This window comes from Paraburkholderia tagetis (genome assembly GCF_022213065.1).
Classification (GTDB): Bacteria; Pseudomonadota; Gammaproteobacteria; order Burkholderiales; family Burkholderiaceae; genus Paraburkholderia; species Paraburkholderia tagetis.
The window spans coordinates 1-13,022 of record NZ_JAKLJA010000030.1; the positions used below are offsets into that span (position 1 = coordinate 1).

The 13,022-nt window shown below is 66.3% G+C and carries 12 protein-coding genes; 8 read left to right on the top strand and 4 right to left on the bottom strand.

Going from position 1 to position 13,022, the window contains the following annotated elements; genetic code table 11:
* Window positions 1–978: electron transfer flavoprotein-ubiquinone oxidoreductase (locus L5014_RS27180; RefSeq protein ID WP_238466896.1), on the top strand; the 978-nt coding region annotated here is incomplete at its 5' end.
* A 151-nt stretch (window positions 979–1,129) separates the two neighbouring features.
* Here the strand turns inward: L5014_RS27180 and aroC are convergent.
* The 3 genes from aroC to L5014_RS27195 all read right to left on the bottom strand — a co-directional run bounded on the left by aroC (window position 1,130) and on the right by L5014_RS27195 (window position 4,993).
* Window positions 1,130–2,230, bottom strand: a complete 1,101-nt coding sequence (gene aroC, locus L5014_RS27185; protein WP_238466897.1) for a chorismate synthase — start codon at window positions 2,228–2,230, stop codon at window positions 1,130–1,132.
* A gap of 146 nt (window positions 2,231–2,376) precedes the next feature.
* Window positions 2,377–4,404 (bottom strand): MFS transporter, encoded by a 2,028-nt coding sequence (locus tag L5014_RS27190; RefSeq protein WP_238466898.1) that lies wholly within the window; start codon window positions 4,402–4,404, stop codon window positions 2,377–2,379.
* Window positions 4,405–4,537: 133 nt separating this feature from the next.
* Window positions 4,538–4,993 carry a CBS domain-containing protein gene (locus tag L5014_RS27195; RefSeq protein WP_238466899.1) on the bottom strand — a complete coding sequence of 152 codons (456 nt, stop codon included), beginning with the start codon at window positions 4,991–4,993 and terminating at the stop codon, window positions 4,538–4,540.
* 366 nt (window positions 4,994–5,359) lie between these two features.
* Between L5014_RS27195 and L5014_RS27200 the strand changes: the two genes are divergently transcribed.
* From L5014_RS27200 to L5014_RS27210, 3 genes are all read left to right on the top strand, one after another.
* Complete coding sequence (locus L5014_RS27200; RefSeq protein ID WP_238466900.1) at window positions 5,360–6,709, top strand: O-acetylhomoserine aminocarboxypropyltransferase; 1,350 nt, start codon at window positions 5,360–5,362, stop codon at window positions 6,707–6,709.
* Window positions 6,706–7,545: an alpha/beta fold hydrolase gene (locus L5014_RS27205; RefSeq protein WP_238466901.1), complete on the top strand. Its 840-nt coding sequence runs from the start codon at window positions 6,706–6,708 to the stop codon at window positions 7,543–7,545. Before L5014_RS27200 ends, L5014_RS27205 begins: the two co-directional genes overlap by 4 nt.
* Window positions 7,546–7,683: 138 nt before the next feature.
* Entirely contained in the window at window positions 7,684–8,004 is a 321-nt protein-coding gene (locus tag L5014_RS27210; protein WP_238466902.1) for an Mpo1-like protein, read from the top strand.
* A 24-nt stretch (window positions 8,005–8,028) separates the two neighbouring features.
* On the opposite strand, the gene L5014_RS27215 is transcribed toward L5014_RS27210, so the two are convergent.
* On the bottom strand, window positions 8,029–9,336 hold the full coding sequence (locus tag L5014_RS27215) for a YihY family inner membrane protein (protein WP_238466903.1): 1,308 nt from the start codon (window positions 9,334–9,336) through the stop codon (window positions 8,029–8,031).
* Between the two features lie 91 nt (window positions 9,337–9,427).
* Between L5014_RS27215 and wrbA the strand changes: the two genes are divergently transcribed.
* The 4 genes from wrbA to L5014_RS27235 all read left to right on the top strand — a co-directional run bounded on the left by wrbA (window position 9,428) and on the right by L5014_RS27235 (window position 12,984).
* Window positions 9,428–10,036, top strand: coding sequence for an NAD(P)H:quinone oxidoreductase (gene wrbA / locus L5014_RS27220; protein ID WP_238466904.1), 609 nt, complete (start codon window positions 9,428–9,430; stop codon window positions 10,034–10,036).
* Between the two features lie 145 nt (window positions 10,037–10,181).
* Window positions 10,182–10,598, top strand: a complete 417-nt coding sequence (locus tag L5014_RS27225) for a DUF2069 domain-containing protein (RefSeq protein ID WP_238466905.1) — start codon at window positions 10,182–10,184, stop codon at window positions 10,596–10,598.
* 104 nt (window positions 10,599–10,702) lie between these two features.
* Window positions 10,703–12,139, top strand: coding sequence for an FAD-binding oxidoreductase (locus L5014_RS27230; protein ID WP_238466906.1), 1,437 nt, complete (start codon window positions 10,703–10,705; stop codon window positions 12,137–12,139).
* Window positions 12,140–12,177: 38 nt separating this feature from the next.
* Window positions 12,178–12,984 carry a metallophosphoesterase gene (locus L5014_RS27235; RefSeq protein ID WP_238466907.1) on the top strand — a complete coding sequence of 269 codons (807 nt, stop codon included), beginning with the start codon at window positions 12,178–12,180 and terminating at the stop codon, window positions 12,982–12,984.
* The last annotated feature ends 38 nt before the right edge of the window (window positions 12,985–13,022 follow it).

A 13,022-nucleotide genomic window follows, 5' to 3' on the forward strand; every position in this document is an offset into this window, starting at 1 on the left:
CCGGCGAAGCATAAGCCGGGCCTCGTGATTCACACGGCGGGCTGGCCGCTCGAAAAGGACACTTATGGCGGCTCGTTCCTCTACCACATCGACAACAACCAGGTGATGGTGGGCTTTGTCGTCGGTCTCGCGTATACGAATCCGTATCTCTCGCCGTTCGAGGAATTCCAGCGCTACAAGATGCATCCGGCGATCCGCAAATATCTGGAAGGCGGCAAGCGCGTTTCCTATGGCGCGCGCGCGATGACGGCAGGCGGGCTGATGTCGCTGCCCAAGCTCGTGTTCCCGGGCGGCGCTTTGGTGGGCGACGATGCGGGCTTCCTGAACGCCGCGCGCATCAAGGGCAGTCACGCGGCGATCAAGACCGGCATGCTCGCGGCGGACGCGGCGTTCGAAGCGGTGCAGGCAGGTCGCCAGAACGACGAACTTGCCGCCTATCCGGAAGCCTTCAAGCAATCGTGGCTGCACACGGAACTCTACAAGGCGCGCAACTTCAAGCAATGGATGAGCAAAGGCCTGTATCTGGGCACGCTGATGGTGGGTGTCGAGCAGAAGCTCTTGGGCGGCAACGTGCCGTGGACGCTGCATCACCAACATCGCGATCACGAGATGCTCAAGCCTGCATCGCAGTGCAAGCCCATCGAGTATCCGAAGCCCGATGGCAAGCTCACGTTCGACCGCCTCTCTTCCGTGTTCATTTCCAATACGAATCACGAAGAGAACCAGCCCGCGCATTTGACGCTGAAGGATGCAAGCGTGCCGGTGAACGTGAATCTGCGTACCTATGCAGGCCCTGAGGCGCGCTTCTGCCCGGCCGCGGTCTACGAATTCGTGAAAAACGACGACGGCAGCGATCGCCTGCAAATCAACGCGCAGAATTGCGTGCATTGCAAGACCTGCGACATCAAGGACCCGACGCAAAACATCGTGTGGGTCACGCCCGAAGGCGGTGGCGGGCCGAACTATCCGAACATGTAACATCGGAAATCGGGAAAACAAAGCCGCTCCTCGGAGCGGCTTTGTTGTTTCATGCAATCGCGGCGACCCATGCCGATCAAAGCGGGCGCGGTACGATCAGCTCGCCGCCAGCGCTTCCAGCCGCGCGCTCGTCATGCAAGCATGGACGTAATCAGGCGTCGCTGGCCGGGATCTTCGGCGTCGTCACGGCAACGTCGCCGTTCTGCGCGCGATGGCGCAGCGCATGGTCGATCAGCACGAGCGCGAGCATCGCCTCGGCGATAGGCGTCGCGCGGATGCCCACGCACGGGTCGTGGCGCCCGAAGGTCTCGACCGTGGACGGCTCGCCCGCCTTGTCGATCGAGCGGCGCGGCGTGCGAATGCTCGAGGTCGGCTTGATGGCGATCGAGACCGTGATGTCCTGCCCCGTCGAAATACCGCCGAGCACACCGCCCGCATGATTGCTGTGAAAGCCATCGGGCGTGAGTTCGTCGCCGTGCTCCGAGCCGCGCTGCGCCACGCTGGCGAAACCCGCGCCGATCTCGACGCCCTTCACCGCATTGATGCCCATCATGGCGTGGGCGATATCGGCGTCGAGGCGGTCGAAGAGCGGTTCGCCCCAACCCACCGGCACGCCGCTCGCCACCACGTCGATGCGCGCGCCGATCGAGTCGCCGTCTTTACGCAGCGCATCCATGTAGGCTTCGAGCTGCGGCACGACGTCGGCGTTCGGGGCGAAGAACGGGTTTTCGGGCACATGCTTCCAGTCGACGAACGGCACGTCGATCTCACCGAGCGCGCTCATGCAGCCGCGCACTTCCACGCCAAAGCGCTCGCGCAGCCACTTTTTCGCGACCGCGCCGGCCGCGACCGTGGGCGCCGTCAGACGCGCCGACGAGCGGCCGCCGCCGCGATAGTCGCGGATACCGTACTTCTGCCAGTAGGTGTAATCGGCGTGACCCGGACGGAAGGTCTCGACGATGTTGCCGTAGTCCTTGCTGCGCTGGTCGGTGTTGCGGATCAGGAGCGCGATGGGCGTGCCGGTCGTGCGCCCTTCGAACACGCCCGAGAGGATCTCGACCTTGTCCTCTTCCTGGCGCTGCGTGACGTGGCGCGAGGTGCCCGGACGGCGGCGGTCCAGGTCGATCTGGATGTCGGCTTCGGTGAGCGCCATGCCGGGCGGGCAGCCGTCGATGACACAGCCGATGGCCGGGCCGTGGGATTCGCCGAAGGTGGTGACGGTGAAAAGCGTACCGAGCGTGTTGCCGGACATGGCGGTCGTCCAAAGTGAATCGGGGAATCCAGCATTATGCCAGCCCGCGCGACGGCCCGCCCGGGTCGTCCGGGCGCGGCCCCGTCCCTGCTGCCCCTTCCTGCTGCCCCCCTGCTGTCCCCTCCTGCTGCCCCTTCCCCCTGCCGTCAGCGCCGCGCGCCGCGCAACTCGGCCACGGTGCGCTGCAACTCGTCGACCGTCACGTCGCCGGGCGCCACCGGCTCGCCCACCGCCAGCGTGAGCCGGCTCGTCAGCCCGCGCCGCACCGGCCGCTCCTGACCCGACGCCGCGTGCCGCGAGAATGCGCTGCCCCAAAGCCCGCGCAGCGCCATCGGCACGACCGGCGCGGGATGGCGCCTGAGGATCTCTGTCACGCCGTGGCGGAATGGACTCATGTCGCCGGTCTTCGTGAGCTTGCCTTCCGGGAAGATGCACACGAGTTCGCCCTCGGCGAGCGCGGCGGCGCAGGTCTCGTAGGCCGCCGCGAGCAGCGCCGGGTCCTCGTGCGCCGGCGCGATCGGAATGGCCTTCGCCTGCCGGAACAGCCGGCCCATCAGCGGCGAGCGGAAGATCTGGTGATCCATCACGAAGCGGATCGGCCGCGGGCTCTCGGCCATGATGACCACGGCGTCGACATAGCTCACGTGATTGCAGACCAGCACCGCCGCGCCTTCTGCGGGAATGCGCTCGGCGTGGACTAGCCGCACGCGATAGACCGTATGCACGAGCACCCACGCCACGAAGCGCAGCAGGAACTCGGGCACGAGCGTATAGATGTACGCGGCCACGACGATATTGAGCAGCGCCGTCGTCAGAAAAATGCCCGCAATGCCGACGCCCGCTGCCGTCAGCCCCATCGCCATGAGCGCCGAGACGATCATGAAGAGCGAGTTGAGGATGTTGTTCGCGGCGATGATGCGCGCGCGATGACTGGGCGCGCAGCGGCTCTGGATCAGCGCATAGAGCGGCACGCTATAGAAGCCGCCGAACATCGCGAGCAGGAACAGGTCGGCCAGCACCCGCCAGTGCGCGAGCGTGCGCACGAACTCGCCCACCGTGAGCAGATGCGGCGCGGCGGGCAGCGCATGGCTCGCGAAGAACAGGTCGATGCCGAACACGCTCATACCGATCGAGCCGAGCGGCACGAGCCCGATCTCGATGCGCCGGCGCGAAAGCCGCTCGCACAGCAGAGAACCGATGCCGATGCCGAGCGAGAACATCGCGAGCAGCAGGGTCACGACGTCGGGATCGGCGGAAAGCACGTCCTTCGCGAAGTTGAAGAACGAAGCCAGAAAGGTCGCGCCGACGAACCACAGCCACGAAATCCCAAGCAGACTCAGGAACACGGTGCGGTTGCCGTGTGCGAGACGCAAGTTGCGCCAGGTCTCGGAAAACGGATTCCAGTTGATGCGCAATTCCGGCTGCGGCGGCGCGCAGGGCGGCACGAATGCGCTGGCCACGCGGCCGATCAGCGCGATGCCGATACACAGACCGCCGAGCCACCACGCGCCCACTGGCGGCCCCGAGGTGACCGAAGCGACCGTGGCGGAAGCGCCCTTCGACACAGCAGACACGGGAGACACGGCATCAGACGCGCCGATGCCGGCCGCGATGCCGCCCATGATCGTCCCGATCAGGATCGCCACGAAGGTGCCCATCTCCACGAGCCCGTTGCCGCCGACGAGCTCGTCGGCCGCGAGTTTTTGCGGCAGATACGCGTATTTGATGGGTCCGAACACGGTGGAGTGCACACCCATCAGGAACGTGCACAGGTAGAGCAGCGGCGCGCTGTGCATCCAGAAGCCCGCCGCGCCAATCAGCATCACCGCGATCTCGAAGGTCTTGACCCAGCGCATGAGAACGGCTTTGTCGTATTTGTCGGCGACCTGTCCGGAAGTGGCGGAAAAGAGCACGAACGGCGTAATGAAGATGGCCGAGATCAGGAACGCCACGGTCTTCGGATCGACGCCCGAAAAGCGCGCCGCCTGGTAGGTCACGAGCGATGTGAAGCCGATCTTGAAGACGTTGTCGTTCATCGCGCCGAGAAACTGCGTCCAGAAAAACGGCGCAAAGCGGCGCTGGCGCAGCAGCGCGAACTGCGAGCCATGGCCGGTCGCATCGGGGGGCGCGTCGGGGGCCGCACGCTGCGCAACGGGCATCGGTCTTTCGCTCATCGAATTGGATTCATGCTGTAGGAATGGGAGGCCAGACGCGAAAAAGCGCGCTTGATGCGCGCTTTTTTAAGCGGGTTCGTGCGGGTTCGCCCCGGGATGCGGCTCGCGCGCAAATCCGCGCGCGGCGCTTCAATCAACGCCCCGAATTTTGCTCTTCTTCGGGCCAGTCGCGAATGTAGGCCTTGAGCAGCTTGTTTTCGAAGCCCTGCGCTTCCACCACCGCCTTCGCGACGTCATAGAACGAGATCACGCCCATGAGCGTGCGTTTATCCATGACGGGCAGATAGCGCACGTGATGCTCGAGCATCATGCGGCGCACTTCGTCGATGTCGGTTTCGGGCGTGCACGTAATGGGGTGGTCGTCCATGACCTTGCGGATCGTGGCGGTGCCGACGCTGCCACCGTGGGCGCTCAGCGTCAGAATGATCTCGCGGAATGTGAGCATGCCGACCAGGTCCCCATACTCCATGACGACGAGCGAGCCGATATCGTGCTCGGCCATGATGTTCACCGCGTCGTGCAGCGAGGTGTCAGGCGTAACGGTGAAGAGCGTATTGCCCTTGACTTTGAGAATGTCGCTCACACGCATGATGTGTCTCCTGTGCCGATGGGACCTGGCCGTGAAGCACCGAGGCTCATCTCATGCAACAAAATGTTGGCGGCCATGCCGCCTGTCGTGAATTGTGGGGAAAATGCCGAAAAGAAATTCCTACCTCTTTTCGATGCTATCGGAAAGGCCGGTAAAAGGAAAGCCACGGGAAAGATGTCGCGACCCCGCCCGAAAGGCTCGAATCCGTCAGAAAACGGCCCTCAAACACGCTGGTGGAGCGTCCCGACGCAGGGGCTTTCGGGGAGCTGCTAGGCGCCTCATCGGCCATTCCCCGCCCGGCGCGGCCGGTGTTACGATGCCAGCACCCTTCACCCGACGCCGGTTCGCGCCGGCCGTGCTGCCACGATGTCCGATCCACGCTTCGACACACTCGCGCTGCATGCCGGCGCCGCGCCCGACCCCGTCACAGGTGCCCGCGCGACGCCGATTTATCAGACCACGTCATTCACCTTCCGCGACACCGATCACGCCGCCGCGCTCTTCAACATGGAGCGCGCGGGCCATGTGTATTCGCGCCTCTCGAACCCCACGGTCGCCGTGTTCGAAGAGCGCGTGGCAGCGCTCGAAGGCGGCGCGGGCGCGATCGGCACCGCGAGCGGCCAGGCGGCGCTGCATCTGGCCATCGCCACGCTGATGGGCGCGGGCGCGCATATAGTGGCGTCCACGGCGCTCTACGGCGGCTCGCATAACCTGCTCGACTACACGCTGCGCCGCTTCGGCATCGCCACGACCTTCGTGAAGCCAGGCAACCTTGACGCCTGGCGCGCGGCCCTGCGGCCCGAGACGCGCCTGCTGTTCGGCGAGACGCTGGGCAATCCTGGCCTCGACGTGCTCGACATCGCCGGCGTCGCACAGATCGCGCACGAGCACGGCGTGCCGCTGCTCGTCGATTCGACTTTCACGACACCGTATCTGCTGCGTCCGTTCGAACACGGCGCCGATTTCGTCTACCACTCGGCCACGAAATTCCTCGGCGGCCACGGCACGACCATCGGTGGCGTGCTGGTGGACGGCGGCACCTTCGACTTCGACGCCTCGGGCCGCTTCCCCGAACTCACCGAGCCCTACGCGGGCTTTCACGGCATGGTGTTCAGCGAGGAGAGCAGCGTTGCGCCGTTCCTGCTGCGCGCGCGCCGCGAAGGCCTGCGCGACTTTGGCGCGTGCCTGCATCCGCAGGCCGCGTGGCAGCTCCTGCAAGGCATCGAGACGCTGCCGCTGCGTATGGAGCGGCATGTGGCGAACACGCGGCGCGTTGTCGAATTTCTCGACGCACACGACGCCGTCCAGGCCGTGGCGTATCCCGAGTTGCCGAAGCACCCCGACTACGCGCTCGCGAGGCGCCTGCTCCCGCGCGGCGCGGGCGCCGTGTTCAGCTTCGATCTGGCGGGGGGCCGCGAGGCGGGCAAGCGCTTTATCGAGTCGCTCGCGCTCTTCTCGCATCTCGCGAACGTGGGCGACGCGCGCTCGCTCGTGATCCACCCCGCCTCCACCACGCACTTCCGCATGGACGAGGCAGCGCTTGCCGCGGCGGGCATCGGCGCGGGCACCATCCGCCTGTCGATCGGCCTCGAAGACCCCGACGACCTGATCGACGACCTCAAGCGCGCGCTCAAGGCGTCACAGAAGGTGTCGCAGAAAGCGGCCCCCGGCGCCGCCGCCAAAACCGCAGCCTCTGCGGGCAAGGAGGCGTCATGATCGTCGACGTCGCAGACAAAGCCGTCTACGCCTATACGGGCGGACGCGCATTCGATCCGGCCCGGCCAGTAGCGGTATTCGTCCACGGGGCGCAGCACGATCACAGCGTGTGGGCGCTGCAATCACGCTATTTCGCGCACCACGGTTTCAGCGTACTGGCCGTCGACCTGCCGGGCCATATGCGCAGCGCGGGCCCGGCGCTCGCGAGCATCGGCGCGCTCGCCGACTGGCTCGACGCCCTGCTTGCGGCGCTCAAGGTCGAGAAAGCGTTCGTCGCCGGACACAGCATGGGCTCGCTCGTCGCGCTCGAATTCGCCGCGCGCCACCCGGAGCGCGCCTCGGCCATCGCGCTGCTCGCCACGGCTGTTCCGATGGCCGTCTCCCCCGCGCTGCTCGAAGCCGCGCGCGAGCGCGAGCCGGAAGCCATCGCGCTCGTGAACGCGTGGTCGCATTCGACGCTCGCCGCCAAGCCTTCGAGCCCCGGCCCCGGCTTCTGGCTGCGCGGCATGAACCAGCGGCTGATGGAGCGCGTCTCGGCGCAAGGCGCGCCGCAGCTCTTTCACACCGACTTCGCGGCCTGCAACGCCTACGCGAACGGCCTCGCGAGCGCGGCCAAAGTGCGCTGCCCGGTGCGTCTGATTGTCGGCAAGCGCGACATGATGACCCCGCCACGCGCGGCCAGCGCGCTCGCGGGTGCACTCGCTCAGGCGGGCGTCATCGTCGATACGGTGACTCTGGACGCGGGACACGCGCTCATGACCGAACAACCCGATGAGACGCTCGACGCGCTCTACGGTTTTGCGGTGCAGCATGGGCCGCGGGTGGGAAACGGTTAATCGGACTGTTGGCGGGCCGGCCAGTGCGAGCCGCTTGCAGGCGCGCCCGGCCCCGGTTGCACGGTCATGCGGATCGCCGCAAAATGATTGCATGAGCGACCCTTGCGCAGCGGCACGCAACGCGCAAAGGAGGAAACGATGAGCCACCCCACCCAGGCTGAACACTTCGCGAATTTCGCGCAGTTCTATCCGTTCTATCTGAGCGAGCACAGCAACCTCATGTCACGGCGGCTGCATTTCATCGGCTCGCTGGGCGTGATTGGCTGCGTCGCCATGGCGATCGCCACGGGCGACTGGCTCTGGCTGCCCGCCGCCGTGGTATGCGGCTACGGGTTTGCCTGGATCGGCCACTTCGCGTTCGAGAAGAACCGCCCCGCCACCTTCCGGCATCCCATCTATAGCCTGATGGGCGACTGGGTCATGTTCTCGGATATCTGTCGCGGAAAGATTTCGATCTAGCGGCGTGTGCTTCCCGTAACGGCTTTACGACGCCGGATGGGGCAACGCCGGATGATCCGCGCCCGCATCGGTAAGGCGAGCGAGTTCGCGCCGCATCGCCAGCAGCGAGGCGAGCGAAATCGAGAGTTTGTCGTTTTCCAGCGCACCTAGCAGCAAGGCGGCGTCGATATCGCTCGACTTGAGCTGATACGCCAGCTCCTTGCGATCGATCACGAACCGCGCGTAAATGCGCTCCACCGAGATTCGTGCGGGATTCGCGACCAGCACGTAATGCGGCTTCTCGCCGTCCTTTTCCAGCCGCCCGATCAACTCGTCCTCTTCCAGATCCGCCACGAGCCGCGTCACGGTCGCGAGGTCGCGGCGCAGCAGTTGCGCGAGCTGCTCGGCGGTGCTGCCGGGCTGCCCAGCGTCGCGCGCATCCGCCAGTCCCGCGAGCAACTCGAGGGCGTCCAGCAGATCGCTGCCCGGAAAGCTCGGCCGGTTGAAGCGCCCGGTGCGAATCTCGGGCAACACCGACGTGATCATCGCTCCCACTAGCGTGATGAACCAGCTCAGATACATCCACAGCAGAAACATGGGCGCCGCCGCGAACGCGCCGTACACCGCCGTATAGGTGGGAATGCGCCGCACGTAAAGGCCGAAGCCGCGCTTGGCCAGCTCGAACGCAATGGCCGCCGCAATGCCGCCCACCACGGCGTCGCGCCATTCCACACGGCAGTTCGGCAGATAGACGTAGAGCATCGTGAAGGCGACCGCCGTGAGCGGCAGCGAGGCGCCCATCAGCATCCAGTCGAATAGCATCGAGACATGCTGCTCGGTGGCGAGCGCGGCCGAGCGCGTGAACAGATACGACGAAATCGACAGGCTCACGCCGATCAGGATCGGCCCGAGCGTGAGGATCGCCCAGTAGACCAGCACCCGCTGTGCGAGCGGGCGCGCCTTGCGCACGCGCCAGATCACGTTGAACGCCGACTCGACCGTCATCATCGTCATGACCGAGGTCACGAACAGCACGATCATGCCCATCGTCGTGAGGCCCTTGGCCTTCGACGCGAACTGGTTGAGGTACATGAAGATCTGGCTGTTGATCTGCGCCGGCATCAGGTGGTCGGCGAGAAAGCCCTGCAGCGAATTCTGGAACGACGCGAAGATGGGGAACGCGGTGAAGAGCGCAAACGCAACGGTGGCGAGCGGCACGATCGAGAGCAACGTCGTGAACGTGAGACTGCCCGCCACCTGCGGAATGCGGTCTTCGCGGCTGCGCCGCGCGGCGAAGCGCGCCAGCCGCTCCACGATATCCAGGTCGATCCGTAATCTCGACAACACGTCCATTGGCCTGCCTTCTTCAGATGGCGCGCCACATGTCACAGAAAACTCGCGGCGAACCCACCCCCTATAATATCCCGTCCACCGACGAGGCCCGATGAAACCGATTCTTGTGCTTTATTACAGCCGCCACGGCGCGACCCGCGAACTGGCGCGCGCCATCGCCCAGGGCATCGACAGCGTGTCCGGCGCTGAAGCGCGCGTGCGCACGGTGCCGCCCGTGTCCACGGTCTGCGAGTCCACCGCGTCCGATATTCCCGACGACGGCCCGCCCTACGTGGAGCTGCGCGATCTCGAAGAATGCGCCGGCCTCGCGCTCGGCTCGCCTACGCGCTTCGGCAACATGGCCGCCCCGCTCAAGTATTTCCTCGATGGCACCACGCCGCAATGGCTCTCGGGCGCGCTCGCGGGCAAGCCGGCGTGCGTCTTCACGTCCACTGGCAGCCTGCATGGCGGCCAGGAAAGCACGCTGCTCTCGATGATGCTGCCGCTCCTGCATCACGGCATGCTGCTCGTGGGCATTCCCTATACCGAGAGCACGCTCACGTCGACGCAGAGCGGCGGCACGCCCTACGGCGCATCGCATCACGCGCGCGCCGACGGCCGCAGCCACGGCCTCACCGCCGACGAAAAAACGCTCGCCGTGGCGCTTGGCGTGCGGCTCGCGCGGGCGTCGCTGGCGCTCTCACAAGGCGAGCGGCCGTAGTCTGCTGTAGAGCACCATCGTCCGCGCGACACGCGGTCGCGAACTTTACCGTCATCAGAGAATGTGTGGCGCCAGGATGTTTCGACCGGCGCCATCGAGCCCCGCCGGGGTCAGCGCCCCGAGGTCAGTCCCGAGGTCAGTCTCAATGCCAGTCCCAATGCCAGCCTCCTCGCCTCTCCCGCACACCGACATCGCAGAACGTCGCGCCGCCGCGCTCGGCGCGTTCATCACGCTCGCCGCGCTCACGCTGCTGTGCATCGCCTGGGAATGGCGGCTCGCGCCGCTGCGCCCCGGCGGCAGCGCGCTGGTACTCAAGGCGCTGCCGCTTGCCGCGGCGCTGCCTGGCGTGCTGAAGCGCCGCCTCTATACGTTGCAATGGGCGTCGATGCTGGTCCTCCTCTACTTCGCCGAGGGCATCGTGCGCGGCATGACCGACCCCGCGCCCGGCAACCTGCTCGGCTGGATCGAAGTCGCGCTGGCGCTCGGGTTCTTCGGATGCGCGCTCGCCTATGTCGCGCCCTTCAAGCGCGCCGCGCGGCGCGCCAAACGTGAAGGCGCGTGAACCGCTGGCGTGTCACACTAACTCTTTAGCCAGAACAGCATACCGGCCGTCGAGCGCAGGCGCCCCCAGCGCCGCGCTCCGCCCCCGCAGACAACCCGCCCGCCATGACCCCAAGCACCGCACTCGCCCCGCAAGCCTTCCTCGACGCCTGCGCAGCCGCCATCGGCGCGCAGCACGTGCTGACCGACGCCCACGACACCGCGCCCTACCTCGCCGACTGGCGCAAGCGCTATCAAGGCACGGCATGCGCCGTGCTGTGCCCCGCGAGCGCCGAAGAAGTCACCGCCATCGTGAAGCTCGCGCACGAGCATCGCGTCGCGCTCGTGCCGCAAGGCGGCAACACCGGCCTGGCAGGCGGCGCGACGCCCGATGCGAGCGGCCGCGAAGCCGTGCTCAGCCTGCGCCGTCTGAACCGCGTGCGCGAGATCGACGCGCACAACAACACGATCACCGTTGAAGCGGGCGTGATTCTCGCCGAGGTCCAGGCGCGCGCCGCCGAGGCCGGCCGCCTTTTCCCGCTCTCGCTCGCCGCCGAAGGCAGTTGCACGATCGGCGGCAATCTCTCGACCAACGCGGGCGGCACCGGCGTGCTGCGCTACGGCAACGCGCGCGAGCTGTGCCTCGGTCTCGAAGTCGTGACGCCGCAAGGCGAACTCTGGGACGGCCTGCGCGGCCTGCGCAAGGACAACACGGGTTACGATTTGCGCGATCTTTTCATTGGCGCGGAAGGCACGCTCGGCATCATCACCGCCGCCGTCATGAAGCTGCACCCGCAGCCGGCCGCACGCATCACGGCGCTCGCAGGACTCGCATCCGCGCACGCCGCGCTCGACTTTCTCGCGCTCGCGCAGCGCTTCGCCGGACCGCTGCTCACCGGCTTCGAGCTGATGTCGGACTTTTGCATGCAACTGGTCGGGCGGCACTTCCCGCAGTTGCGCTATCCGTTCCAGCAGCGCCACGCGCAGGTCGTGCTGCTCGAACTCTCCGACAACGAAAGCGAGGAACACGGGCGCGTACTCTTCGAGCGCCTCATGGAAGCGGCGCTCGAAGAAGGTTTCGTGGAAGATGCCGTGGTCGCGGAAAGCCTCGCGCAGTCGCAGGCATTCTGGAATATCCGCGAGCACATTCCGCTCGCGCAGGCGCAGGAGGGGTTGAACGTGAAGCACGACATCGGCGTGCCGATCTCGCGCATCGGCGATTTCATCGAGGAAACCGACGCCGGGATCGCGCGTGCGGTGCCCGGCGCGCGCATGGTCACGTTCGGTCATCTCGGCGACGGCAATCTGCACTACAACGTGCAGGCGCCCGAAGGCGGCGACCCGCAGCGGTTCCTCGCGGAAAACGAGAAAACCTTGAACACCATCGTCTACGACAGCGTCGAGCGCCATCGCGGCACGATCAGCGCGGAGCACGGTCTCGGCCAGTTGAAGGTCGACGAGAGCGCACACTACAAGAGCGAAGTCGAGCTCGCGCTGATGCGCGCCGTAAAGAACGCGCTCGATCCGCTGAATCTCATGAATCCGGGCAAGGTAATCCGTTGAATGCAGCGCCGAATCCGTATTCGGCGCAAGGAGGCGAAGTGAAAGTCCGTGTGCTATCCGACCTGCATCTGGAAAACGACGAGCCGGACACGATCCCGCACGCCCAGGCCGACCTCGTCGTGCTCGCGGGCGACATCCATAATCATGGGCTGGGCTTGCGCTGGGCCGCCGAGACGTTCGATCCACAAGTGCCCGTGATTTACGTGCCGGGCAATCACGAGTACTACGACGGCGACCTGGGCGCGCTCGAAGCGGCCATGCGCGACGCCGCCGCGACGCTCGACAACGTGCATTTCCTGAACAACGGGACTTACGTCGATCCGGCAGGCCGCTTTCGGGTGCTAGGTACGACGCTGTGGGCGGATTTCGCGCTGTTCGGGGCCGACGAAGCCGCTGTCGAAGCGGCGATCCAGGCAGCAAAGCGCGTGATGCTCGATTTTCGCGGACTTATCCAGGTGTCGTGGCCCGCGAGCCCCGAGGCCGCCGCGCGCGATTTCACGCCTGCGGACTCGCTCGCGCTGCACGCGCAGGCGCGCGCGTGGCTCGAAGCGGAGCTGGCCAAGCCGTTCGCGGGTCAGACGATCGTCGTCACGCACCATGCGCCGCATCGGCTGAGCCTCGCGGCGCGTTACGCGGACGATCTGGTATCGGCGGGTTTCGTGAACGATCTCGGCGCGCTGGTGGGGGCGCCCGCTGCGCTCTGGGTGCACGGCCACACGCATACGTGCTTCGACTACACGATCAATGACACGCGTGTGGTGTGCAACCCTCGCGGCTATCGCGACCGGCGCACCGGCCAGCCGGAGAATCCGGCCTTCGCATGGGACAAGGTGGTGGAGATCTGAGCACCGCGCCGCCCGGCATGGGCGTGCACGGCAGCGGG

Bases quoted from the DNA above. Each gene is read 5' to 3' on its own strand.
- aroC (WP_238466897.1), bottom strand. From the start codon at position 2,230: ATGTCCGGCAACACGCTCGGTACGCTTTTCACCGTCACCACCTTCGGC.
- L5014_RS27195 (WP_238466899.1), bottom strand. From the start codon at position 4,993: ATGCGTGTGAGCGACATTCTCAAAGTCAAGGGCAATACGCTCTTCACC.
- L5014_RS27215 (WP_238466903.1), bottom strand. From the start codon at position 9,336: ATGGACGTGTTGTCGAGATTACGGATCGACCTGGATATCGTGGAGCGG.
- L5014_RS27205 (WP_238466901.1), top strand. From the start codon at position 6,706: ATGATCGTCGACGTCGCAGACAAAGCCGTCTACGCCTATACGGGCGGA.
- L5014_RS27225 (WP_238466905.1), top strand. From the start codon at position 10,182: ATGCCAGTCCCAATGCCAGCCTCCTCGCCTCTCCCGCACACCGACATC.
- L5014_RS27200 (WP_238466900.1), top strand. From the start codon at position 5,360: ATGTCCGATCCACGCTTCGACACACTCGCGCTGCATGCCGGCGCCGCG.
- L5014_RS27190 (WP_238466898.1), bottom strand. From the start codon at position 4,404: ATGAGCGAAAGACCGATGCCCGTTGCGCAGCGTGCGGCCCCCGACGCG.
- L5014_RS27230 (WP_238466906.1), top strand. From the start codon at position 10,703: ATGACCCCAAGCACCGCACTCGCCCCGCAAGCCTTCCTCGACGCCTGC.
- wrbA (WP_238466904.1), top strand. From the start codon at position 9,428: ATGAAACCGATTCTTGTGCTTTATTACAGCCGCCACGGCGCGACCCGC.
- L5014_RS27210 (WP_238466902.1), top strand. From the start codon at position 7,684: ATGAGCCACCCCACCCAGGCTGAACACTTCGCGAATTTCGCGCAGTTC.